The organism is Pseudomonas sp. NPDC087817 (genome assembly GCF_044742875.1).
Classification (GTDB): Bacteria; Pseudomonadota; Gammaproteobacteria; order Pseudomonadales; family Pseudomonadaceae; genus Aquipseudomonas.
Map to the genome: position 1 here is coordinate 1 of NZ_JBIUVJ010000044.1, position 22,410 is coordinate 22,410.

21 protein-coding genes, 1 pseudogene and 1 riboswitch are annotated in these 22,410 nt (G+C 60.4%); of the genes and pseudogenes, 15 read left to right on the top strand and 7 right to left on the bottom strand.

What is annotated here, in order from left to right; genetic code table 11:
* Positions 1-636, top strand: a pseudogene (locus ACIONG_RS22035) (molecular chaperone HtpG); the annotation flags it as partial.
* A gap of 69 nt (positions 637-705) precedes the next feature.
* Positions 706-1,434, top strand: coding sequence for a dienelactone hydrolase family protein (locus ACIONG_RS22040; RefSeq protein ID WP_401302672.1), 729 nt, complete (start codon positions 706-708; stop codon positions 1,432-1,434).
* Between the two features lie 157 nt (positions 1,435-1,591).
* Here ACIONG_RS22040 and ACIONG_RS22045 read toward each other — a convergent pair whose 3' ends face one another.
* Together ACIONG_RS22045 and ACIONG_RS22050 are read right to left on the bottom strand one after the other, a co-directional pair.
* On the bottom strand, positions 1,592-2,455 hold the full coding sequence (locus ACIONG_RS22045) for a pirin family protein (RefSeq protein WP_213027980.1): 864 nt from the start codon (positions 2,453-2,455) through the stop codon (positions 1,592-1,594).
* A gap of 61 nt (positions 2,456-2,516) precedes the next feature.
* On the bottom strand, positions 2,517-2,933 hold the full coding sequence (locus ACIONG_RS22050; RefSeq protein ID WP_213027981.1) for an OsmC family protein: 417 nt from the start codon (positions 2,931-2,933) through the stop codon (positions 2,517-2,519).
* 128 nt (positions 2,934-3,061) lie between these two features.
* On the opposite strand from ACIONG_RS22050, the gene ACIONG_RS22055 reads away from it, so the two are divergent.
* Both ACIONG_RS22055 and ACIONG_RS22060 read left to right on the top strand, forming a co-directional pair.
* A complete protein-coding gene (locus ACIONG_RS22055) occupies positions 3,062-4,117 on the top strand; it encodes an amidohydrolase family protein (protein WP_401302675.1) in 1,056 nt (351 codons plus the stop codon).
* 130 nt (positions 4,118-4,247) lie between these two features.
* Positions 4,248-5,873, top strand: a complete 1,626-nt coding sequence (locus ACIONG_RS22060) for a methyl-accepting chemotaxis protein (protein ID WP_315448505.1) — start codon at positions 4,248-4,250, stop codon at positions 5,871-5,873.
* 286 nt (positions 5,874-6,159) lie between these two features.
* On the opposite strand, the gene ACIONG_RS22065 is transcribed toward ACIONG_RS22060, so the two are convergent.
* Genes ACIONG_RS22065 through purM form a run of 3 tightly spaced genes read right to left on the bottom strand, consistent with a single transcriptional unit; the run spans position 6,160 to position 8,590 of the window.
* Positions 6,160-6,873 (bottom strand): DUF3108 domain-containing protein, encoded by a 714-nt coding sequence (locus ACIONG_RS22065; RefSeq protein WP_103306609.1) that lies wholly within the window; start codon positions 6,871-6,873, stop codon positions 6,160-6,162.
* Positions 6,874-6,881: 8 nt separating this feature from the next.
* Positions 6,882-7,532 (bottom strand): phosphoribosylglycinamide formyltransferase, encoded by a 651-nt coding sequence (gene purN / locus ACIONG_RS22070; RefSeq protein WP_201239325.1) that lies wholly within the window; start codon positions 7,530-7,532, stop codon positions 6,882-6,884.
* Positions 7,532-8,590 (bottom strand): phosphoribosylformylglycinamidine cyclo-ligase, encoded by a 1,059-nt coding sequence (purM, locus tag ACIONG_RS22075; RefSeq protein ID WP_401302678.1) that lies wholly within the window; start codon positions 8,588-8,590, stop codon positions 7,532-7,534. Before purM ends, purN begins: the two co-directional genes overlap by 1 nt.
* A 373-nt stretch (positions 8,591-8,963) precedes the next feature.
* Here purM and ACIONG_RS22080 point away from each other — a divergent pair, with 373 nt between their 5' ends.
* The 5 genes from ACIONG_RS22080 to ACIONG_RS22100 all read left to right on the top strand — a co-directional run bounded on the left by ACIONG_RS22080 (position 8,964) and on the right by ACIONG_RS22100 (position 13,641).
* Positions 8,964-10,019, top strand: coding sequence for a DUF2066 domain-containing protein (locus ACIONG_RS22080; RefSeq protein ID WP_401302680.1), 1,056 nt, complete (start codon positions 8,964-8,966; stop codon positions 10,017-10,019).
* 34 nt (positions 10,020-10,053) lie between these two features.
* Positions 10,054-11,127, top strand: coding sequence for an AI-2E family transporter (locus tag ACIONG_RS22085; RefSeq protein WP_315448508.1), 1,074 nt, complete (start codon positions 10,054-10,056; stop codon positions 11,125-11,127).
* A gap of 207 nt (positions 11,128-11,334) precedes the next feature.
* Positions 11,335-12,039: a DnaA regulatory inactivator Hda gene (gene hda / locus ACIONG_RS22090; protein ID WP_003223042.1), complete on the top strand. Its 705-nt coding sequence runs from the start codon at positions 11,335-11,337 to the stop codon at positions 12,037-12,039.
* A gap of 226 nt (positions 12,040-12,265) precedes the next feature.
* Positions 12,266-12,883, top strand: a complete 618-nt coding sequence (locus ACIONG_RS22095; RefSeq protein ID WP_213027988.1) for a C40 family peptidase — start codon at positions 12,266-12,268, stop codon at positions 12,881-12,883.
* A gap of 221 nt (positions 12,884-13,104) precedes the next feature.
* Positions 13,105-13,641, top strand: coding sequence for a C40 family peptidase (locus ACIONG_RS22100; RefSeq protein ID WP_103306924.1), 537 nt, complete (start codon positions 13,105-13,107; stop codon positions 13,639-13,641).
* A 210-nt stretch (positions 13,642-13,851) separates the two neighbouring features.
* Here the strand turns inward: ACIONG_RS22100 and ACIONG_RS22105 are convergent, their stop codons facing one another.
* Together ACIONG_RS22105 and ACIONG_RS22110 are read right to left on the bottom strand one after the other, a co-directional pair.
* On the bottom strand, positions 13,852-15,165 hold the full coding sequence (locus ACIONG_RS22105; protein WP_401302683.1) for a PQQ-dependent sugar dehydrogenase: 1,314 nt from the start codon (positions 15,163-15,165) through the stop codon (positions 13,852-13,854).
* 66 nt (positions 15,166-15,231) lie between these two features.
* The gene (locus tag ACIONG_RS22110) at positions 15,232-15,816 is read right to left on the bottom strand and encodes a hypothetical protein (RefSeq protein ID WP_315448515.1); all 585 of its coding nucleotides are present in this window, start codon (positions 15,814-15,816) and stop codon (positions 15,232-15,234) included.
* 162 nt (positions 15,817-15,978) lie between these two features.
* Positions 15,979-16,204: riboswitch (cobalamin riboswitch) on the top strand.
* A gap of 79 nt (positions 16,205-16,283) precedes the next feature.
* On the opposite strand from ACIONG_RS22110, the gene cobO reads away from it, so the two are divergent.
* From cobO to ACIONG_RS22140, 6 genes are read left to right on the top strand one after another with little or no spacing between them, the layout of a single operon-like run.
* On the top strand, positions 16,284-16,895 hold the full coding sequence (gene cobO, locus ACIONG_RS22115; protein WP_213027992.1) for a cob(I)yrinic acid a,c-diamide adenosyltransferase: 612 nt from the start codon (positions 16,284-16,286) through the stop codon (positions 16,893-16,895).
* Complete coding sequence (locus ACIONG_RS22120) at positions 16,892-18,355, top strand: cobyrinate a,c-diamide synthase (RefSeq protein WP_401302685.1); 1,464 nt, start codon at positions 16,892-16,894, stop codon at positions 18,353-18,355. The genes cobO and ACIONG_RS22120 overlap by 4 nt, the downstream gene beginning before the upstream one ends.
* Positions 18,352-19,002, top strand: a complete 651-nt coding sequence (gene bluB / locus ACIONG_RS22125; RefSeq protein ID WP_213027994.1) for a 5,6-dimethylbenzimidazole synthase — start codon at positions 18,352-18,354, stop codon at positions 19,000-19,002. Before ACIONG_RS22120 ends, bluB begins: the two co-directional genes overlap by 4 nt.
* The gene (cbiB, locus tag ACIONG_RS22130) at positions 18,999-19,907 is read left to right on the top strand and encodes an adenosylcobinamide-phosphate synthase CbiB (RefSeq protein ID WP_401302688.1); all 909 of its coding nucleotides are present in this window, start codon (positions 18,999-19,001) and stop codon (positions 19,905-19,907) included. Before bluB ends, cbiB begins: the two co-directional genes overlap by 4 nt.
* Positions 19,900-20,892 (top strand): threonine-phosphate decarboxylase CobD, encoded by a 993-nt coding sequence (cobD, locus tag ACIONG_RS22135; RefSeq protein WP_103306930.1) that lies wholly within the window; start codon positions 19,900-19,902, stop codon positions 20,890-20,892. The genes cbiB and cobD overlap by 8 nt, the downstream gene beginning before the upstream one ends.
* The gene (locus tag ACIONG_RS22140) at positions 20,889-22,340 is read left to right on the top strand and encodes a cobyric acid synthase (RefSeq protein WP_401302690.1); all 1,452 of its coding nucleotides are present in this window, start codon (positions 20,889-20,891) and stop codon (positions 22,338-22,340) included. Before cobD ends, ACIONG_RS22140 begins: the two co-directional genes overlap by 4 nt.
* Positions 22,341-22,410 lie beyond the last annotated feature (70 nt).

Sequence of the window (22,410 nt, forward strand, 5' to 3'; positions counted from 1 at the left end):
GACTACCTGGCACGCGCCAAGGAAGGTCAGGACAAGATCTACTACCTCACCGGCGAAACCTACGCGCAGGTCAAGCACTTCCAGCACCTGGAAGTCTTCCGCAAGAAAGGCATCGAAGTGCTGCTGCTGACCGACCGCATCGACGAGTGGCTGATGAGCTACCTCAGCGAGTTCGACGGCAAGACTTTTGTCGACGTGGCACGCGGTGACCTCGATCTGGGCAACCTGGACTCGGAAGAGGACAAGAAAGCCGCAGAAGAAGTCGCGAAATCCAAAGAAGGTCTGGTCGAGCGTCTGAAAACCGCGCTGGGCGATTCCGTGGCTGAAGTGCGCGTTTCCCATCGTCTGACCGATTCGCCGGCCATTCTGGCCATCGGCGAGCAGGACCTGGGTCTGCAAATGCGTCAGATCCTCGAAGCCAGCGGTCAGAAGGTGCCGGATTCGAAGCCGATCTTCGAATTCAACCCGAGCCACCCGCTGATCGAGAAACTCGATGGCGAGCAGAGCGAAGAGCGTTTTGGCGACCTGTCGCACATCCTCTTCGATCAGGCAGCCCTCGCGGCTGGCGACAGCTTGAAAGATCCGGCCGCTTATGTGCGCCGCCTGAACAAGCTGCTGGTTGAACTGTCGGTTTGATCACGTTGTAGGAAAAACCCGCTTCGGCGGGTTTTTTCATTCTGGTGTTTAACAAATCAGGAGTCAGAAATGAGCCAAGTCACTGTACGTTCCGTGGTCTATCAGATTGATGGCCAGCCGTATGAAGGTCGTCTGGCGTTCGACGCCGAGCATAAACACTCGCGCCCGGGTCTGTTGATGGCGCCGAACTGGATGGGCGTCAGCGCCGGTGCCGAGGAGATCGCCAAATCGGTGGCGGCCAAGGGGTATGTGGTGTTGATCGCTGACGTTTACGGCCAGGCTGTGCGTCCGCAGAACGCTGATCAGGCCGGTGCGGCGATGATGCCGCTGAAGGATGACCGCGCATTGCTGCGCAAGCGTATGCAGGCGGCTTTCGAGCAGTTGCAGAAGCAGGGTGAGGCGGCAGTCGATACCTCGAAACTGGCGGTGTTCGGTTTCTGCTTTGGCGGTTGCTGTGCGCTGGATCTGGCGCGCACTGGCGCGGCGGTGAAAGCGGCGGTGTCGTTCCACGGCACACTGGATTCGCCGAACCCGGCCGATGCGAAAAACATCAAAGGCTCGGTGCTGGTGCTGCACGGCGCTTCCGATCCGTTGGTGCCGAAAGAGCAGTTGCCGGCGTTTGAAGATGAGATGAACGCAGCGAACGTCGATTGGCAGTTGCTGAGCTACGGCGGTGCGGTGCATTCGTTCACTGATCCGCATGCGAATGTGCCGGGCAAGATGATGTACGACGCGAAGACTGCCAAGCGCGCTTTCAAGTCGATGCATGATTTGCTGGATGAAGTGTTCAAGGGCTGATTCTGGTGACATCACTCACTTTTGTGATGCCTGACAGGGCCCCGTCGCTGGCAAGCCAGCTCCCACAGTTTTCGAGTCGTTTGCAGAATATCTTCTCGACGCGAAAACCTGTGGGAGCTGGCTTGCCAGCGATGACTGACTCACAGGCGACACAGAACTAAGGCAATTCAATCCGCTCAACTTCCCCCGGCACCGTCGGCCAATCCCCGGCCGCCCACTTGCGCCGCGCCTCATCAATTGCCGCCGGATCACTCGCCACAAAATTCCAGTTGATCCGCCGAGGCCCGTCCAGCGGCGCGCCGCCGAATATCACTGCATGTAAATCGCTGTCGGCAAACAGGCTCATCTCTTCCCCGGCCGGCAACACCACCAGCGCGTGCGGTTCAATCGCTTCGCCATTCAACTGCGCATCACCGCTCAATACATATACCGCCCGTTCCTCATGCTCCGTCGGAATCAGCAGCGTGGTCGCCGTCTGCATCTTCACTTCGGCATACAGCGTAGGAGAAAGCACCGGCACCGGTGATTCCAGGCAAAAGCCTGACCCGGCAATCATGCGAATCTGCACGCCGAGGTTATCGCTGACCGGCAAGGTCGCTGCCGGGTGATGGCTGTAATGTCCGGGGCCCTGCTCGTGATCCTTGGGCGAAGCCAGCCAGATTTGCAGGCCGTGCATCGTGAAGCTCTGCTCCCACAGCGGCTCAGGTGTGCGTTCAACATGAGCGATGGCGCTGCCGGCAGTCATCCAACTGACATCGCCAGCGCTGACCACCTGATCGGAGCCGAGGCTGTCCTTGTGCTGGATCTGCCCTTCAAACAGATACGTAAGGGTCGACAGACCAATGTGCGGGTGCTGTCGGATGTTCATGCCTTTGCCGGTCGGATACACGGTTTCGAGCATGTGATCAAAAAACACGAAAGGCCCGACGCTACGGCATTTGGCTGACGGCAACGGGCGCAGAATCGGCTGGCCTTCGACGTCTTCGGCGCGCGGGCGGATGATCAGAGGTTGCGTGTCCATGGTGCATTCCAGGCTGAGCGGGTGATGCCAGAAGCATAACCCGCCACTGGCGCTGTAGTGATTACTGGCTGTCAAAGCCTTGTGGGGCGTGGGTTTCGATGGCCACTTCGCTGGTGGTCATCAGCTTGTGGATCGGGCAGCGGTCGGCGACGCGCAGCAATTCTTCACGCTGGGCATCGGTCAACACGCCTTTGAGGGTGAGGGTGACGTGCAGGGCGTATTTGCCTTTCTGCTCCTCACTGTTGTCGCGTTTCACTTCGACACCGACGCCGGTCAGCGGGATGTCTTTCTTTTTTGCGTACATCTTCAGGGTCAGGGCTTTGCAGGCACCGAGGGCGGCGTCGAAGTAGTCGTGCGGCTCAGGTGCCGAGCCTTCGCCACCGGCGGATTTCGGTACGTCGGCAAACATTTCGTGGTCATCGATTTGTACGGTGTGACGAAAACCTTCAGCGGAGACGGTATTGACGGTAACGGTCATGGGAACCTCACTGGCAGTAGGAAAAGTCGTTCGATCAAAAAAGACCTTGCAGTTATAGAGCATTCCCACCGGCACGCGTTCCACTTTCCTGCGGGATGAACCCTTGTTATCAGGGCGGGGTCTAGGCTATGCCTACTTGTCGGAGATTAATTGTGTCCCTGTATCGTTTAAGTCTCGCCTGCCTTCTGCTGTGTGCCGGCACCACCAGTGCCCGCGAATACACCTACAGCGACGCGCACCTGCACTACGTGGATTTTTTCCAGGAAACCGCGGGCATGGCGAAATTGCTTACGGCGATGAAAGACAATTCCATCGAGCACGTGATGATTTCCGGCATTCCCGTGGCGAAGAAGTGGCACGAAGACGAACCCAAGCGCCCGCGTTATTACGCCGGCGATGACGCTGATGCCTATTGGTACAGCGCCACCGACGTGATCGTCGCCGACGCCGTACAGAAATTGACACCTGAGCAGCGTCCGTACTTTCATCCATTCCTTTCCGGCTTCAACCCCAACGACAAAAACTCCGCCGCGCACATTCAACGCATGCTCGATCTGTATCCAGGGTTGTGGCAGGGCATTGGTGAAGTGTTTACCCGACATGATGACCTGACGGCACTGACGTCCGGCGACACGCCGCGCGCCAACAATGAGGCCATGACCAAGATTTATCACCTGGCGGCGGAAAACGATTTACCGGTGATGGTGCACTCCAACATCACCTCCAAGCGTGAGAAGAATCCGCTGTACCTGAAGGAAATCGAGGAGCCGCTGCGTAATCACCCGCACACACGGTTCATCTGGGCCCACGCCGGTACCAGCGCCGAGATTCATCGACACCAGACGCAACTGGATTTTCTCTTGCCCACCCTCACGCGCATGCTTGAGGCTTACCCCAATCTGTTTATCGACTTGTCGTGGAGCATGCTCACGCCCTATCTGCTGGACGAACAGGGCAAGCCGCGACCGGAATGGCTGGCGCTGGTGGAGAAATACCCGGAGCGCTTCATGCTCGGTTCAGACGTCGTAGGGCGTTTCAACAAACTTGGTCAGGAAATGCATAGCTTCAGGCCATTCCTCGACGCATTGCCGGGAGACGTTGCCCGCAAAGTGGCGCGAGATAACTTTTTGGCGATCTTGCCGCGAACGGAGTTCAAGTCCGGCAAAACCGCGCTGAATCGTTAATGCCGAGCGTTCGAAGTATTAAGGCCTTTTGATATCACTTTTTCGTCTTACGCAAATTCTCGCCGGGCCGATACCTTCTACAGCAACCAGCTGCAGGGTTGATGCAGCGCTTTTGGAAGGAACCAGAGCAATGAGTATTCGTAGTCTCAATATTGCCCCGCGCGCCGGACTGGGTTTTGGCCTGTTGGCCCTGATGGTATTTGCCCTCGGCGCGTTCGCCCTGCTGCAAATGTCGAACATGCGCGCGCAGTCTGATGAGGTCGACAACAACTGGCTGCCCAGCGTGATGGCCGTCGGCGAGATGAGTCAGGACATGTTGCGCCTGCGCGCACTGACCATGCGCCTGCTGCTCAATCGTGATCCGCAGGCGCTGCAGCAGAATGTCGCCAAGCTCAACGAGCTGCGCGGTGTGCTGAGTGAAGCCCAGCAGCGTTATGACGTGCTGATCGTGTTGCCCGAGGAGCGCAAGCTGTTTGATCGCTTCAAAGTCGCCGAGCACAAGTATCTGGAGTTCCAAGCGCAGGTGATGCAGTTGTCTGCTCAGGATCGAGTCGAGGAGGCTGCTGCGATTCTCAATGGCGAGATGAGTCCATTGGCCGACGACATGGCGGTCACCCTTCGTGAACTAGTCGAGCTCAATAAGCACAATGCGAATCTCGCGACCGAGGCTGCACGACTGGTTTTCATCAATTCGCGGGTGTGGGTCGGTGTCATGATCGCTGTCACTGCACTGATCACCATCGGGCTGGCGCTGCTGTTGACCCGCAGCATCGTGCTGCCGCTGGCGCAATCGCTAGGTGTCGCGGAAGTGGTAGCGGGCGGCGATCTGACTGGCGACATCACGATCTCCGGCAAGGATGAACCGGCGCGGCTGCTGCATGCGCTGAAAAGCATGCAGCACAATCTGCGTGAGACGATCCGGCAGATCTCGGAGTCTTCCAGCCAACTGGCCTCGGCCTCGGAAGAGCTGAGTTGCGTCACCGAAGACGCCACGCGCGGATTGCATCAACAGAGTCTGGAGATCGAGCAAGCGGCCACGGCGGTGAATCAGATGACCGCAGCGGTGGAGGAGGTGGCCAGCAATGCGGTGGCGACCTCCGAGGCCTCGCGTGAATCCGATCGGATTGCCCAGCACGGCCGCGAGCAGGTGCAGCAGACGGTGTCGTCGATTGAGTTTCTGGCTGAGGATGTGACCAGCAATGCCAGTCAGGTGGAAGACCTGGCACAGAAGGTTCATGGCATCAGCAAGGTATTGGACGTGATTCGGTCGATTGCCGAGCAGACTAACCTGTTGGCGCTGAACGCGGCAATTGAGGCCGCGCGCGCCGGTGATGCCGGGCGCGGGTTTGCGGTGGTGGCGGACGAAGTGCGGGCACTGGCGCATCGCACGCAGCAATCGACACAGGAAATAGAGCAGATGATTGGCGGGATCCAGCAAGGCACGGATTCGGCGGTCAGTTCGATGCAGCAGAGCAATGTTCGAGCGCGCTCGACGCTGGAACTGGCCAAGGCTGCCGGGACTGCGCTGGAGGAGATCGCTTCGGCGTTTACGCTGATCAATGAGCGCAACCTGGTGATCGCCAGTGCATCGGAGGAGCAGGCGGCGGTGGCGCGGGAGGTGGATCGCAATTTGATGAATATTCGCGATCTGGCCATGCAGACGTCGGCGGGGGCGAATCAGACCAGTGCGGCGAGTCAGGAGTTGTCACGGTTGGCGGTGGATTTGAACAATATGGTGGCCAGATTCTCGGTTTGAGGTTTGGCTGAAAAGCCCCTCACCCTAACCCTCCCGAAACGTCGGGCCGCCCAGAGGGAGAGGGGACTGATCGTGGGAAATTAGAGAATTACGCTGACTTGAGCGTTCGTTAGTGAATCCATAATCGACTCGATCTTTCAGGTCGATTCATGGCGCCAGACATCTCGGTCGGCTCCCTCTCCCTCGGGAGAGGGCTGGGGTGAGGGGGTGAATGTGACACAAAAACTCGGGCTAAACGCAGGCAATAAAAAGCCCCGCATCTGCGGGGCTTTTCACATCCATCGGATCAGCTACCTTTGACTGCCTTGCCGTTGACCGTACCGTCCTGGAGCATGATGTTGTACTCCTTGCCGTCGGTTTCAACTTGTTGCAGGCGGACCAGCAGGTAATCCCAATCCTTGGCGAACCACAGGACGGTGATGCGCTTGCTTTGTGTCGGGTCGCGTACGCGCTCGACCTTGATCGCATCGATCTTGCCAGCCTTGGTCTCGACTTTTTCCGAACCCAGCACGCGGAAGTCATAGGTATCGACTTCGCCGTCATCGACCACTTGATAGCTCATGGTCTTCTTGCCGGCAGCCACGTCATGCTGCAGTGCCAATTGATAGGTCGACTTGTCGACCATGCCACGGTTCAGCGGGATTTTTACCGCATCGCCACGGTCGGTGCCGGTGACCATTTTGCTGTTCCAGTCGAAATCCAGATCAGCTTTCTTGGCTTTGCCCAGACCGCCACGTTCGAAGTGGTAGGACTGCGGCAGCAAGGTGTCCTTGTCCAGGGTCAGGGTGCTTTGTTCGGTCAGGCTGGCGATCATCATCGAGGCCTTGAAACTGAGCGTCCAGACGCCGTTGGCACCTTTGGTCAGGCTGCGTTCGGCAGTGCCGCTCATGGGCAGCTGCTTCCAGTCGGCGGTGTAGCTGGCGGAGAACGGTTGAAGGTCTGCCGCCTGCGCAAAAGGCAGGGCGAGCAGTGCGCAAGCGAAGAGCAGGGCGCGACGCATAATATCTCCTAGTGTCGAATCAAGTGGCCGCTGGCCGCGAGTAACTGGCCATCCAGTAAAGCACCTTGCTCACCGAGTGCCAGTCGCCCTTCGGCAAACCAGCGTACCGCCATCGGATAGATCAGGTGTTCCTGAACATGCACTCGCTGCGCCAGACTCTGCGGCGTGTCGTGCAACTCTACCGGTAATACTGCCTGTACGACCAGTGGTCCGCCATCGAGTTCCTCGGTGACGAAGTGTACGGAGCAGCCGTGTTCCGTATCGCCGGCCTCCAGCGCGCGCTGATGAGTGTGTAACCCTTTGTATTTGGGCAGCAGCGACGGATGGATATTGAGCAGGCGACCCTGATAGTGGCGAACGAAATCAGCGCTGAGAATGCGCATGAAACCGGCCAGCACCACGAGCTTCGGATTGAATTCGTCGATCAGTTCGATCAAGGCAGCGTCGAAGGCCTCGCGACCCTCGAATGCCTTGTGATCCAGCGAGCGGGTGGCGATACCCGCGTCACTGGCGCGTTGCAGGCCGTAGGCGTCGGCACGGTTGGAAATCACCGCAGCGATGCGAACCGGGCTGTCGCCGGTCCGCGTGCTGTCGATCAAGGCCTGCAAGTTACTGCCGGTGCCGGACAACAGCACCACGACATCACAGGTTGCGGACATTAATGAGCCTTAAGGTTCTTCAGTTCGACCTGAGCAGCGCCTTCGGCAGCTACAGCGATCTGACCGATGACCCAAGGCTGCTCGCCAGCGTCACGCAGGGTGTTCAGGGCGACTTCAACGTGCTCCTGAGCCACGCAGATGACCATGCCGACGCCGCAGTTCAGGACGCGGTGCATTTCGGTCTCGTCAACGTTGCCTTGCTCTTGCAGCCAGTCGAAGACGGCCGGGCGAGTCCAGCTGGCAACGTCAACCACGGCCTGAGCGCCTTTTGGCAGAACGCGCGGGATGTTGTCGAGCAGGCCGCCACCGGTGATGTGGGCCATGGCTTTGACCGCGCCGGTGTCTTTGATCAGCTTGAGCAGTGGCTTCACGTAGATGCGGGTCGGAGCCATCAGCAGGTCGGTCAGCGGTTTGCCGTCGAGCTGGATGGTTTCGATGTCGGCACCGGACACCTCGATGATCTTGCGGATCAGCGAGTAGCCGTTGGAGTGCGGGCCGGACGATGGCAGCGCGATCAGTGTGTCACCGGTGGCGACTTTCGAGCCGTCGATGATTTCGGCTTTTTCCACGACGCCGACGCAGAAGCCGGCCAGGTCGTAGTCTTCGCCTTCGTACATGCCTGGCATTTCAGCGGTTTCGCCGCCGACCAGCGAGCAGCCGGACAGTTCGCAGCCAGCGCCGATGCCGGTAACCACCTGGGCAGCGGTGTCGACGTTGAGTTTGCCGGTGGCGTAGTAGTCGAGGAAGAACAGTGGCTCAGCGCCGCAAACGACGAGGTCGTTCACGCACATCGCAACCAGGTCGATACCGATGCTGTCGTGCTTGTTCAGGTTCAGCGCCAGACGCAGCTTGGTGCCGACGCCGTCGGTGCCGGAAACCAGTACAGGCTGCTTGTAGCCGGCCGGGATTTCGCAGAGGGCGCCGAAACCGCCCAGGCCGCCCATGACTTCCGGGCGCGCAGTGCGCTTGGCGACGCTCTTGATGCGTTCGACCAATGCTTCACCGGCGTCGATGTCTACACCGGCGTCCTTGTAGCTCAGGGAGGGTTGCTTGCTCATGATCCAGGCCTTTAGGGGAGGGGATTCAGGGGTAACGACCGAGTTCAGCGGGAACATCGAAATCGAGGGGGCGATGGCCTCACGCGAGTTTCGAGGTGCCCGGCTGTTGCCGGTCTGCGAAGGCGCGCGATTTTATCAGGCTTGAGGGGCAGCGGCCATCCTCGCACCGACGGGCAGGGCCATATCGGCGGAAATTTTTTGCAATTGAGGCGTACGGGTGCCTGTATAAGATGTGGCAATTAACCGTCTATCGTTATCACTGTGCAAAAACTTACCGCCGCCGTGTGAATGTTTTGCAACGGCCGAGGGTCACAGCCTTGCTCAACCGGTTCACGCGGCCTGTTCCAGCCGCTCCTGTCGACGGGAATTTTCCATGCGTTTTTGTAAATTGTTGTTTGTGGGCTGTTTGTCTGTGGTCAGCCTGGCGAGTCATGCCGAAAACCTCAAAGGCCTCTATCAAGTACGTGAGCCGGTCCACGGCCAGGCACCGGAAGAACGTGATCGCGCGACTCAGGCTGCGCTGGATACGCTGGTCCTGCGCCTGACCGGCGACCCAAAAGCCCCGCAGAGTCCAGGGCTGGCGGCGATTCGCAAAGATCCGCAGCAGATCATCAGCCAGTTCGGTTTTGATGCCGGGCCGCCGGAGGTGCTGAAGGTCGACTTCGATCCGGCGACCACCGAACAGGCCCTGCGCCGTGCCGGGTTGTCCTTGTGGGGCGCCAGTCGACCTTCGATTCTGAGCTGGTGGCTGAACGATTCCACCGAAGGTTCGAGTCTGGTCGGTGACGGTCAGGCCGCGGCCGCGCCGTTGCGTACGGCTGCTCAGCACCGTGGTTTGCCGCTGCGTTTGCCGCTGGCCGATCTGAGTGAGCAACTGGTTGCCACGGCGCCTGCTTTGGAAGGAAGCGATCCGGCGCCGTTGCGCGGTGCTTCGGAGCGCTACAACGCGGATGCCCTGCTGGCCGTGCATGCGCGCGAAGAGGGCGGGCAGTGGCAAGCCAAATGGCACTTGTGGCTGGGCGATCAAAAAGAAGCGGGCAGCGTGCAGGGCGCCGATCAGGCCGCCGTGGCCGATGCGGTGATGCTGGCGGTGGCCGAGCGCCTGGCGCCACGCTTTGTTGCCAAGCCCGGGGCGTCGGGGCAGCAGACCCTGGAAGTGCAGGGCATGAATCTTGAGCATTACGCCACGCTGCTGCGGTTACTCGAACCGTTCGGTGTGCGTCTGCAAAGTGTCGATGGCGATCGCATCGTCTATCGGGTCAATGGCAGTGCCGATCAGATGCGTGCGCAGTTGTCGCTGGCGAAGTTGCAGGAACTGCCCGCCGAAGCGCCAGCCCCGGTGGTGCCACAGCCGGCAGTAGCAGGTGCTCCGCCCGTTGTGGCTCCGGCCCCGACACCGGCGGCCCCGTCGTTGCGGTTTCGCTGGTAAGTCTTTCCTTATATAGAAGCAACAGGAGTGGTACATGGCCGATACGCGGCGTTGGTTCTGGCTCGGTGGGGTAGTCCTGCTTTGCGCGTTTGTATGGTTGTTGCATCCGATCCTCACGCCGTTTCTGGTGGCGTTGCTGCTGGCGTATCTGTTCGATCCGCTGGTGGATCGTCTGGAGCGGCTCGGTCTGTCGCGCACCTGGGGCGTGATCGCCGTGTTTGCCTTGTTCACCCTGATCGTCACGGCGCTGTTGCTGGTGCTGGTGCCGATGCTCGCCAAACAGTTGCTGCGCTTGTACGAACTGGCGCCGCAGATGCTCGACTGGTTGCAACACACGGCGTTGCCGTGGGCGCAGGCGAAGCTTGGGCTGTCGGATGGCTTCTGGAAGTTCGACAAGGTCAAGGCGGCGATCAGCGAGCACATGGGTCAGACCACTGACATTGTCAGTGTGGTGCTGAGTCAGGCAACGGCGTCGAGCCTGGCGCTGATCGGCTGGCTGGCCAATCTGGTGCTGATCCCGGTGGTGAGCTTTTACCTGCTGCGCGACTGGGACGTGATGATGGCCAAGATCCGCAGCCTGCTGCCGCGCGATCGTGAAGCAACCATCGTGTCGCTGGCGGGCGAATGTCATGAAGTGCTTGGGGCATTTGTGCGCGGTCAGTTGCTGGTGATGGTGGCGCTGGGTGTGATCTACGCGGCGGGACTGATGATCGTCGGTCTCGAGCTGGGGCTGTTGATCGGCCTGATCGCGGGCCTTGCGGCGATCGTGCCGTACATGGGCTTCGTGATCGGCATCGGCGCGGCATTGATTGCCGGGTTGTTCCAGTTCGGCGGCGATCTTTACCCGATGATCGGGATTGTTGCGGTGTTCATGGTCGGCCAAGCGCTGGAAGGCATGGTGCTGACGCCTTTGCTGGTGGGCGACCGCATTGGTCTGCACCCGGTGGCGGTGATCTTTGCGATTCTGGCCGGTGGCGAGTTGTTCGGGTTTACCGGGGTACTGCTGGCGTTGCCAGTGGCGGCGGTGATCATGGTGCTGGTGCGCCACGTACACGACTTGTACAAGGACTCCGACATCTATAGCGGAGCGGACGAGCCCGAGTTGTAGTGGCAGTGACGGCCACCCGGCAAATCGCCGGGTTGGCCCGTGTCATGCAGGTGTTGGCGTCAGAGAATCTGTCATAAAACCAGTGTGTTAACGCAAACCTTTGATTTGGCTGGACTCTGTTGCATTGTGCGCTCAGCTTCACGGGTATAAACTTCGCAAACTTTACACAGAGGCCACTAACGGTTCCTTGGGAACTGTTCAGTCAGCATGAAACCGATTCAGCTGCCCCTAGGTGTGCGTCTGCGTGACGACGCCACCTTCATCAACTACTACCCAGGCGCCAATGCCGCTGCACTCGGCTATGTCGAGCGCCTATGCGAAGCCGACGCCGGCTGGACAGAAAGCCTGATCTACCTGTGGGGCAAACACGGCGTAGGGCGTACGCATCTGTTGCAGGCCGCGTGTCTGCGTTTCGAGCAGATGGGCGAGCCGGCGGTGTATCTGCCGTTGGCCGAGTTGATGGATCGCGGTATCGAAATTCTCGACAATCTTGAGCAGTACGAACTGGTCTGCCTGGACGACTTGCAGGTAATTGCCGGCAAGGCGGACTGGGAAGAGGCGATGTTTCATCTGTTCAACCGTCTACGTGACAGCGGTAGGCGCCTGCTGATTGCTGCCTCGACCTCGCCGCGTGAACTGCCGGTCAAACTGGCTGACCTGAAATCGCGTCTGACCCTGGCGCTGATCTTTCAGATGCGCCCACTCTCCGATGAAGACAAATTGCGTGCTTTGCAATTGCGCGCATCGCGTCGTGGTTTGCACCTGACTGACGAAGTCGGGCATTTTATTTTGACTCGCGGCACCCGCAGCATGAGTGCATTGTTCGACTTGCTCGAACAGCTCGATCAGGCCTCGTTGCAGGCGCAACGCAAGCTCACCATTCCCTTCCTCAAAGAAACCCTCGGCTGGTAGCCATCCCTTTGGTTCTGCGGCTTTCAGCGTGTTTCGGCATATTTCAGGCGCCAGAAAATCCGCGTTCCTGCACCGATTGCAGGTCGCGTATTCGTTCAAATGGGCTTAAGCGCTTAGATGTACACGAGAAACCGAGAAGTCACAAAAAGATCGATTGAATTTGCAAATGAGGTCGATAGCGGGCATAGTCTCGGCTTCTTTACAACTATCAGCCACGGTCGTGCCCATGCTAAAGCGCTTCGCACCCCTCGTGCCTCTCGCACTCGTCACCCTGTTGTTCGGTTGCGCTGCTCATTCTCCAGTTCAAGAGCAGCCACAACAGGTTAAAAATTCTGCCACTGCCCAGTCTTCCGTTATTTACCAGGAAGAGCTGGACACCGAAAAAGAACTGTCGGACTTCAACGGCAACAAGCCTTACCAGCTTCCAGTTCTGGCCGACAGCATCCTCGAACGCGGCATGTCCCTGATCGGTACCCGTTACCGTTTCGGTGGTACCTCTGAAGCCGGTTTCGATTGCAGCGGTTTCATCGGCTATCTGTTCCGCGAAGAGGCCGGCATGAACCTGCCACGCTCCACTCGCGAAATGATCAACGTGGATGCGCCGCTGGTATCGCGTAGCAACCTCGAGCCGGGCGATCTGCTGTTCTTCGCCACCAACGGTCGTCGCGGTCGTGTCAGCCACGCCGGGATCTACCTCGGTGACAATCAGTTCATCCATTCCAGCAGTCGTCGCAGCGGCGGTGTTCGCATCGACAGCCTGGGTGACAGCTACTGGAGCAAGACCTTCATCGAAGCCAAGCGTGCACTCGCCATGGCCCCGACCGTGGTCACCGCGCGCAAGTAATTCCCCGGTTGTCGCCACGTCCGTGGCGACAACAAAGCTTCCCGGCAACGGAGTAGACCTAGACTTTACAAGGTGAAGTTAAAGTCTTACTTGAAGTTTGCCGCGTAGCCGCTAGAATCCTGAATCTATATTGATGGCAAACCGCCTGCGTGCTGCGCAGGCGGTTTTGTTTTCTGTCCATCCGGCAGAGAAAGCCGCAGCCAGATCAGGATGTTCTGCTTATGACCATGTCGGCCCGCCTCGCATTGATCTTCTTCGCAGCGCTGCTCAGCGCCTGCGCCAGTCGTACTCCGCCGCCTGCGCCTGTGGTTCGCGCGCCAGTCGTGTTCGGCCCTTCCCAATCTTTCTCGCCCGCTGCTGAAGACGTGCTGTTCCGCGCGCTTGGTCTGGTCGGCACGCCTTATCGCTGGGGTGGCAATACGCCAGATTCCGGGTTTGATTGCAGTGGCCTGATCGGTTTTGTCTACCGTGATGCGGCGGGTATCTCGCTGCCGCGGTCGACTCGCGAGCTGATCGTGATGCAAGCGCCGAATGTCGGTAAGGAAGGCTTGCAGACGGGGGATCTGATTTTCTTCGCCACCAATGGCGGCTCGCAGGTCAGTCATGCGGGGATTTACGTCGGGGAAGGGCGCTTCGTGCATGCGCCGGCCACTGGCGGTACGGTGAAGCTGGATAGCCTGTCGAAGGCGTATTGGCAGAAGGCTTATCTGAGCGCCAAGCGGGTGTTGCAACCTGAGCATCTGGCGCATAATCCGTAATTCAATTCTTTGAAGAACCCTTATGGGAGCGGGCTTGTGTGGCGAGGGGATTTATCCCCGATGGGTGGCGAAGCCGCCCCAAAACAACCCTCTCAGTCCACCCGTTGTACCGAGTGTGATGGTTTGGCGACTGCTTCGCAGCCGATCGGGGATAAATCCCCTCGCCACACAAGCCCACTCCCGCAGGTATTGCGTACAGCGGTTAGAACTCTACTTCGCTGAAGACACCCGCCACACCTTGTTCCCCACATCATCCGCCACCAGCAAGCCACCTTGCTGGTCGATCACCACGCCTACCGGGCGGCCAAGCGCGTTCTCGTCCTTGTCGAGGAAACCGGTCAGCACATCCACCGGTGTGCCGCTCGGCTTGCCGCCGGTAAACGGCACGAAAATCACTTTGTAACCGCTGTGCGGCTTGCGGTTCCATGAGCCGTGTTGGCCAATGAACGCACCTTCCTTGAACTGCGCCGGCAGCGTGTTGCCTGCGGCGAAGGTCAGGCCCAGCGAAGCCGTGTGCGGGCCGACGGCGTAGTCTGGAGCAATGGCCTTGGCGACCAGATCGAGATTCTGCGGTTCTACCCGCACATCGACGTGCTGACCGTAATAACTGAACGGCCAGCCATAAAAGCCACCGTCCTTGACCGAAGTGATGTAGTCCGGCACCAGGTCGCTGCCGATTTCGTCACGCTCGTTGACTGCCGTCCACAACGCACCGCTGGTAGGTTCCCAGGCCAGACCGTTGGGATTGCGAATGCCCGAGGCGAAAATCCGGTGATTGCCGGTCGCCCGATCCACTTCCCAGATCGCGGCGCGACCTTCCTCTTTATCCAGGCCGTTTTCGCCGACGTTGCTGTTCGAGCCGACCGTGACGTACAGCTTGCTGCCGTCCTTGCTGGCGATGACGTTCTTGGTCCAATGGTGATTCAGCGTGCCGCCGGGCAGATCCGTGACTTTGATCGGTTGCGACTTGATCTCGGTCGCGCCAGCTTCGTAATGGAAGCGCAGCAGGCGATCGGTATCCGCCACATACAGATCATTGCCGACCAGGGTCATGCCAAACGGCGAGTTGAGGTTCTGCAGAAACACCGTGCGTGTCTCGGCCACGCCATCGTGATCGGCATCGCGCAGCAACGTGATGCGATTCGGGCTCGGCACGCCGGCGCCAGCCTTGCCCATGACTTTCTTCATCACCCAGCCACGAACGCCGCTGCTGTCATCAGGTTTCGGCGGGGCATTGGTTTCGGCCACCAGCACATCACCATTGGGCAGCACGTAGAGCCAGCGCGGATGATCGAGGCCTTCGGCGAACGCGGCGACCTGGGTGCCTGCCGCTGCTGTCGGTTTGCCGCCCTCGGGCCAGCCGACCGCCGGAGCAATATTCACCGTCGGGATCAGGGTCTTGTTGGGTTCGGGCAGCTTCGGTGAAGGGCCGGTGCCGTCGGAAACTTGCAGGCTGGAGGATTCACCGCAGGCGGTGAGCCCTCCGGCGAGGGCGATGACGAAAACGAGCTGGGACTTGCGCATTACTGATCTTCCCTATGAATGCATTCCTAATCATAGAGGAGCGCGCAAGCCCGATGGTTCAACTGCTCAACTGCGGGCCTCTTTGAACAGTACGGCGATGCCCGGGTGATAGTTGCCGGCTTCGTTGCGCAGCTTGCGATAGGCGTAAGGGAAATACCAGGCGACGGCGCAGGTGTGTTCCTTTTGCAGGTCGTCGACCATGTCTTGCAGTTCTTCGGGGCTGGCGCTGTGCTGGGCTTTTTGCGGGGCGACAAACAGGCAGCCGAGTTTTAGATCGCTGGCAAAGCTGATGCGTTTGGCGTCGCTGGTGATCTCCTGCAGGGCTTGGGTCAGGTTGAGGTTGTTGACCCGCGGCCAGCGTTGCGTGGCCTGGATGTATGCGCGGTCCTCGCTGCCGGCGAGAAACAGGTCGGCACGGGCATTGCGCTCACCGTCTTCGTTTTGCTTGCGGGTGGCCGTCTGTTCCAGCGTCACCAGCTCGGCCATCCATGCCGCCGCCGAGAGCAGGCCGAGATTGGCTTTCTCGTCATGCCAGTAGGGCGTGTCGCTGTCGCCGCGCACGGCGTTGTAGCGGTCGATACAGTCAAACCAGCGTTCAAGCACCGGGCGCAGGAATTCCAGGCGCGGGTTGCTGATGATCATGCCTTGCATCGTAATCATCCTTATTGTTGTGATGGCTTTTTCGAGAAAAGCATGGCTCTTTGATATCACTTGTCTGAGCATGGCACAAGATTGACGCCAGTTAATTGATCGACGGCAGTTATTCGCCCGACGGCCCCCTCTTTAATTGACGCTCCACCCCCAACCCTCTAACCTTCGCGGCTTGTTTCAGGTGCTCTGTGACCTGCGTCGACAGAGTGAAACAGGGAAGCCGGTGAGGGTTGTCTTCGAGCGAAGAGCGACCACGATCCCGGCGCTGCCCCCGCAACGGTAAATGAGTGAAAACTGCGTCGAATGCCACTGCTCAAAGCGGGAAGGCGCGCAGTCAGGCGAACGCCGCTCATGAGCCCGGAGACCGGCCTGATCCATCCAGCGGCATCACGGTGGGCGATGCCAGGCTTTTTGCCGTCTATTCTTGTGCCTGCCCGCCGTTATCCAGCCTCAACGGAGAGCTCCCCATGACTGATTCCCCCGAGCGTGACGAACGCCATCTGGCGCGTATGCAGCGCAAAAAAGCCGTGATCGATGAACGCATCGCCAACTCGCCCGACGAATGCGGTCTGGTGCTGGTGCTGACCGGCAATGGCAAAGGCAAAAGCAGCTCGGCATTCGGCATGCTCGCCCGCGCCATGGGCCACGGCATGCAGTGCGGCGTGGTGCAGTTCATCAAGGGCCGTAACAGCACTGGCGAAGAACTGTTCTTCCGCCGCTTCCCCGAGCAAGTGCGTTTCCACGTGATGGGCGAGGGTTTCACCTGGGAGACCCAAGACCGTCAGCGCGATATCGCCGCCGCCGAAGCTGCATGGGCCGTGTCCCGCGAACTGCTGCGCGATGCGTCGATCGGTCTGGTGGTGCTCGACGAACTGAACATCGCCCTCAAGCACGGCTACCTCGATCTCGATCAGGTACTCAGCGACTTGCAGGCGCGTCCACCGATGCAGCACGTGATCGTCACCGGTCGTGCGGCCAAGCCGGAAATGATCGAGATGGGCGACACGGTCACCGAAATGGGCATGCTCAAACACGCCTTCCAGGCCGGTATCAAAGCGCAGAAAGGCGTCGAACTTTGAATCAACCACGTCACTGCCCGGCGGTCCTCATCGCCGCGCCGGCCTCCGGTCAGGGCAAGACCACCGTCACCGCAGCACTCGCCCGTCTGCATCGCAATCAGGGGCGCAAGGTCCGCGTGTTCAAATGCGGCCCGGATTTTCTCGACCCGATGATTCTCGAGCGCGCCAGCGGTGCGCCGGTTTATCAATTGGACATGTGGATGGTCGGCGAGCAGGAAAGCCGTCGCCTGTTATGGGAAGCCGCCGCTGAAGCCGATCTGATTCTGATCGAAGGCGTGATGGGGTTGTTTGACGGCACGCCGTCGAGCGCTGATCTGGCGCGGCATTTTGGTGTGCCGGTCCTCGGTGTGATCGACGGCACGGCGATGGCGCAGACCTTTGGTGCGTTGGCGCTTGGATTGGCGCGCTATCAGCCGGACTTGCCGTTTGCCGGCGTGCTGGCCAACCGCGTCGGCACCCTGCGCCATGCGCAATTGCTCGAAGGCAGCCTCACCGAAGGTTTGCGCTGGTACGGCGCGTTGTCTCGCGAAACCGGCATCGAACTGCCGAGCCGCCATCTCGGCCTCGTGCAAGCCAGCGAACTGAATGATCTCGACGTGCGCCTCGATGCGGCCGCCGCAGCGCTTGCCAGCAGTTGCGAGGTAGCGCTGCCACCGGCCGTGGAGTTCGCCGCGCCTGACGTGATCGCCGCCGAGCCATTGCTCGAAGGCGTGCGCATTGCCGTTGCTCGCGATGAAGCCTTTGCCTTCACCTATGGCGCGAGCCTCGACCTGTTGCGCGCAATGGGTGCCGAATTGAGCTTCTTCTCGCCGATCCGCGATACGCAATTACCCGAGGCGGACAGCCTGTATCTGCCCGGTGGTTATCCGGAATTGCATCATGTTGCGCTGTCGCAGAACACCGCGATGCTCGACGCGATCCGTGCGCATCACGCGGCTGGCAAACCGTTACTCGCCGAGTGCGGCGGCATGCTGTATCTGCTCGATTCCTTGACTGACGTTGAAGGCACTCGCGCTGAACTGGTCGGTTTGCTGGCGGGCGATGCGGTGATGCAAAAGCGTCTGGCGGCGTTGGCCCTGCAAGCGGTGGATCTGCCGGAAGGTTCGCTGCGCGGCCACACCTATCATCATTCCCTGACCACCACCGAGCTGACGCCGATTGCCCGGGGCCTGAGCCCGAATGGCGGGCGCGGGGCCGAGGCGGTTTATCGGGAAGGGCGGATGACGGCTTCTTACGTGCACTTTTATTTCCCGTCGAATCCGACTGCGATTGCCGCGCTGTTTGCGCCAGATCTCAAGGCCGCCATCGCTGGCAAGCCAGCTCCCACAGTGGGCGGTGTAAAGCCTGAAGAAATGCGATCGCCATTAGGGACTGGTAATCCAGCTTCTGTGGTGGGTGATGCAATGTCTGAAGAAACCCAATCCCCTGTGGGAGCTGGCTTGCCAGCGATGGGGCTATGACCGACAACGCATTCTCCGAAGCCGAGCGCGCAGCGGTTTATCGAGCCATCGCCGAACGCCGCGACATGCGTCACTTCACCGGTGGCACGGTCGCGCCCGAACTGCTGGGGCGACTGCTCGAGGCCGCGCATCAGGCCCCCAGCGTCGGCCTGATGCAGCCCTGGCGCTTCATCCGTATCAGCGACCGAGCCCTGCGCGGGCAGATCCAGAATCTGGTGGAAGAAGAACGCATCCGCACCGCCGAAGCGCTCGGCGAGCGCAGTGACGAGTTCATGAAACTCAAGGTCGAAGGCATCAACGACTGCGCCGAAGTGCTGGTCGCCGCATTGATGGATGATCGCGAGAAACACATTTTCGGTCGGCGCACGCTGCCGGAAATGGACATGGCTTCGTTGTCTTGTGCGATTCAAAACCTGTGGCTGGCCTCCCGGGCTGAAGGCTTGGGCATGGGCTGGGTCTCGCTGTTCGAGCCGCAAGCGTTGGCGGATCTGCTGAAACTGCCGGCCGGCGCCAAGCCGCTGGCGGTTTTGTGTCTGGGCCCGGTCAAGGAATTCTATCCGGCGCCGATGCTGGTACTCGAAGGGTGGGCGCAGGCGCGTCCGCTCAATGAGTTGCTGTTTGAGAATTATTGGGGAGTGAGTCAATGAGTGTGGCGTTGTTGAGTGTCGCCGCGGTCGCGCTGGATGCGCTGCTGGGTGAACCGAAACGCTGGCATCCGCTGGTGGCGTTCGGCAATTTTGCCGGGCGCATCGAGCAACGTTTCAACGCCGGCGGACGTGGCTGGCGCAGCCATGGCGTCACCGCGTGGGTGATCGCGGTGCTGCCGCTGACGTTGCTCGCCACCGCGTTTTCCTGGGCGCCGTACGTGGGCTGGCTCGTCGAAATTCTTGCGCTGTATTGCGCCCTCGGTATGCGCAGCCTCGGTGAGCACGTCGCGCCGGTTGCCGCGGCGTTGCGCGCCGATGATCTGGAGGAAGCGCGCAAGCGTGTCGGTTATCTGGTCAGCCGCCAGACCAGCGAACTCGACAGCACTGCGGTCGCCCGCGCCGCTACTGAATCGGTGCTGGAGAACGGCAGCGATGCGGTGTTCGCCGCGCTGTTCTGGTTTGTCGTGGCCGGTGCGCCGGGCGTGGTGCTGTATCGCTTGAGCAATACGCTCGACGCGATGTGGGGCTATCGCAACGAACGCTTCGAGCGCTTCGGCTGGTGCGCGGCAAAAATCGACGATGTCCTTAACTACATTCCTGCACGGCTTGTTGCTTTGACCTACGCAGTGCTGGGCAAAACCCGACTCGCGTTGCAGTGCTGGCGTACTCAAGCGCCAAAATGGGACAGCCCCAACGCCGGCCCGGTGATGGCGGCAGGGGCTGGTGCGCTCGGCGTCGAGTTGGGTGGTCCGGCGATTTATCACGGCGAACTGCATGAGCGTCCGCAACTCGGCAAGGGCCCTGCGGCCGATGCCGATTCCATCGACCGTGGCTGGCAATTGGTCCAGCGCGGCGTATGGTTATGGCTGCTGATTCTCTGCGTGGGGGCTGAATTCTATGCTTGAGCACGGTGGCCGGCTGCGCAAGGCTGCACACGATTACGGTATCGCCGAGGCTGACTGGCTCGACCTGTCCAGTGGACTGGCGCCGTGGCCGTTTCCAGTCCCGGAGATCCCGTTGCGCGCCTGGGCGCGATTGCCGGAAACCGATGATGGTCTCGAGCAGGCGGCATGCGATTACTACGGCGCGGCGCAGGTGTTGCCGGTGGCCGGTTCGCAGATGGCCATCCAGTTGCTGCCGCGTTTGCGTCGTGCCGGCAAGGTCGGCGTGCTGTCGCCGTGTTACGCCGAGCATGCCGAGGCCTGGCGGCGCAGCGGCTACATCGTGCGCGAGGTGCTGGAGCAGGAAGTCGAATTCTTTCTCGACAGCCTCGATGTGCTGGTGGTGGTCAACCCGAACAACCCGACCGGCCTGAGCCTGACCCCGGCGCGCCTGCTCGACTGGCATGCGCGGCTCGCTCAGCGCGGTGGCTGGCTGGTGGTCGATGAAGCATTTATGGACAACACGCCGCAACTGAGCCTGGCCGCGCATACTCACTTGGTCGGTCTGATTGTGTTGCGCTCGTTCGGCAAGTTTTTTGGCCTGGCCGGAGTGCGGTTGGGCTTTGTGCTGGCCGAGCGCAAGTTGCTCAAGCTACTCGCCGAACAGGTCGGGCCGTGGGTCGTGAGCGGACCGACGCGGGTGCTTGGTCAGGCCTGTCTGCAAGACACCGAAGGTCACACCCGTCAGCGCATTCGCAGCGATGAAGCGAGCGAGCGGCTGGCGCTGTTGCTGGAACGCTATGGCTTCAAACCGCACGGTGGTTGCGCGCTGTTTCAGTGGCTGATCACCGAGCAGGCGCAAGCGCTGCACGAATTCATGGCCCGACGCGGCATCCTCCTGCGCATCTTCACTCACAACAGCAGTCTGCGTTTCGGCCTGCCTGCCGATGCAGCTGAAGAGGCGCGCCTCGAACAGGCGCTGCAAGCTTTCGCCAAGGAAACCCGATGACAACCCTGATGGTGCAAGGCACCACCTCCGACGCCGGCAAAAGCACACTGGTGACGGCGCTATGCCGCTGGGCAACCCGCCAAGGCATCGCCGTGGTGCCGTTCAAACCACAGAACATGGCGCTCAACAGCGCGGTGACCGCCGACGGTGGCGAGATCGGACGCGCGCAAGCGGTGCAGGCACAAGCGGCGAATCTTGAACCACACACCGACATGAATCCGGTCTTGCTCAAACCCAACAGTGACACCGGCGCACAAGTGATCATCCATGGCCGTGCCGTCACCAGCATGAACGCCGTGGCGTATCACGATTACAAGGCCATCGCGATGCAAGCCGTGCTGGCCTCGCACCAACGGCTCAGCGCGGCGTATCCGCTGGTCATGGTCGAGGGCGCGGGCTCGCCGGCGGAGATCAATCTGCGTGCCGGCGACATCGCCAACATGGGCTTTGCCGAAGCGGTGGATTGCCCGGTGTTGCTGATCGCCGACATCAATCGCGGCGGGGTTTTCGCCCACTTGGTCGGCACGCTGGAACTGCTCTCGCCGAGCGAACAGGCGCGGGTCAAAGGCTTCATCATCAACCGTTTTCGTGGCGACATCGCCTTGCTGCAACCGGGCCTCGACTGGCTTGAGCAGCGCACCGGCAAACCGGTGGTGGGCGTGCTGCCGTACGTGATGGACCTGCATCTTGAAGCCGAGGACGGTATCGATCAGCGCCAGACCGACAAGGCCGAACAGGTATTGAAAGTGGTGGTGCCGGTGTTGCCACGGATCAGCAACCACACCGATTTCGATCCGCTGCGTTTGCATCCGCAAGTCGATCTGCAATTCGTCGGTCCGGGCCAGGCGATTCCGCCGGCGGATCTGATCATCCTGCCGGGTTCGAAAAGCGTGCGCAGTGATCTCGCGTATCTGCGCGCCAACGGGTGGGAAGCGGCGATCAGCCGTCACCTGCGTTACGGCGGCAAAGTCCTGGGGATTTGCGGCGGTCTGCAGATGCTCGGTGAGCAGGTGCATGACCCGCTGGGCCTGGAAGGCGCGCCGGGTTCCAGCGCCGGTCTGGGTTTGCTGGCGTTTGCAACGACGCTGGAGGCCGAGAAGCAACTGCGCAATGTGCGCGGGCGTCTGGCGCTGGAAGAGGCTGAGGTCAGCGGCTATGAGATTCATGCTGGCGTGACCAGCGGGCTGGCGCTGGAGCATGCGGCGGTGCATCTGGATGATGGTCGTTGCGACGGTGCGCAAAGTCTTGACGGGCAGGTGTTTGGCACCTATTTGCATGGCTTGTTCGAATCGCCGGCAGCCAGTGCGGCGCTGTTGCGCTGGGCGGGGCTGAGCGACGTGCAGGAGGTGGATTACCACGGCTTGCGCGAGCGCGATATCGAGCGCTTGGCGGATCTGGTGGAGAAGCATCTGGATACCGATTTGTTGCGTCAGCTTTGTGGGATTTGAGTTGCCTGTGCTGGCCTCATCGCTGGCAAGCCAGCTCCCACAAGTATTGATGTCGGCTGCAAATTTTGTG

Coding starts and splice junctions, on each gene's coding strand:
- bluB (WP_213027994.1), top strand. CDS start 18,352: ATGACCGACAACGCATTCTCCGAAGCCGAGCGCGCAGCGGTTTATCGA.
- ACIONG_RS22100 (WP_103306924.1), top strand. CDS start 13,105: ATGACCATGTCGGCCCGCCTCGCATTGATCTTCTTCGCAGCGCTGCTC.
- ACIONG_RS22055 (WP_401302675.1), top strand. CDS start 3,062: ATGCCTACTTGTCGGAGATTAATTGTGTCCCTGTATCGTTTAAGTCTC.
- cbiB (WP_401302688.1), top strand. CDS start 18,999: ATGAGTGTGGCGTTGTTGAGTGTCGCCGCGGTCGCGCTGGATGCGCTG.
- ACIONG_RS22110 (WP_315448515.1), bottom strand. CDS start 15,816: ATGCAAGGCATGATCATCAGCAACCCGCGCCTGGAATTCCTGCGCCCG.
- purN (WP_201239325.1), bottom strand. CDS start 7,532: ATGTCCGCAACCTGTGATGTCGTGGTGCTGTTGTCCGGCACCGGCAGT.
- ACIONG_RS22080 (WP_401302680.1), top strand. CDS start 8,964: ATGCGTTTTTGTAAATTGTTGTTTGTGGGCTGTTTGTCTGTGGTCAGC.
- purM (WP_401302678.1), bottom strand. CDS start 8,590: ATGAGCAAGCAACCCTCCCTGAGCTACAAGGACGCCGGTGTAGACATC.
- cobD (WP_103306930.1), top strand. CDS start 19,900: ATGCTTGAGCACGGTGGCCGGCTGCGCAAGGCTGCACACGATTACGGT.
- ACIONG_RS22085 (WP_315448508.1), top strand. CDS start 10,054: ATGGCCGATACGCGGCGTTGGTTCTGGCTCGGTGGGGTAGTCCTGCTT.
- ACIONG_RS22105 (WP_401302683.1), bottom strand. CDS start 15,165: ATGCGCAAGTCCCAGCTCGTTTTCGTCATCGCCCTCGCCGGAGGGCTC.
- ACIONG_RS22060 (WP_315448505.1), top strand. CDS start 4,248: ATGAGTATTCGTAGTCTCAATATTGCCCCGCGCGCCGGACTGGGTTTT.
- ACIONG_RS22050 (WP_213027981.1), bottom strand. CDS start 2,933: ATGACCGTTACCGTCAATACCGTCTCCGCTGAAGGTTTTCGTCACACC.
- ACIONG_RS22065 (WP_103306609.1), bottom strand. CDS start 6,873: ATGCGTCGCGCCCTGCTCTTCGCTTGCGCACTGCTCGCCCTGCCTTTT.
- ACIONG_RS22140 (WP_401302690.1), top strand. CDS start 20,889: ATGACAACCCTGATGGTGCAAGGCACCACCTCCGACGCCGGCAAAAGC.
- hda (WP_003223042.1), top strand. CDS start 11,335: ATGAAACCGATTCAGCTGCCCCTAGGTGTGCGTCTGCGTGACGACGCC.
- ACIONG_RS22040 (WP_401302672.1), top strand. CDS start 706: ATGAGCCAAGTCACTGTACGTTCCGTGGTCTATCAGATTGATGGCCAG.
- cobO (WP_213027992.1), top strand. CDS start 16,284: ATGACTGATTCCCCCGAGCGTGACGAACGCCATCTGGCGCGTATGCAG.
- ACIONG_RS22045 (WP_213027980.1), bottom strand. CDS start 2,455: ATGGACACGCAACCTCTGATCATCCGCCCGCGCGCCGAAGACGTCGAA.
- ACIONG_RS22095 (WP_213027988.1), top strand. CDS start 12,266: ATGCTAAAGCGCTTCGCACCCCTCGTGCCTCTCGCACTCGTCACCCTG.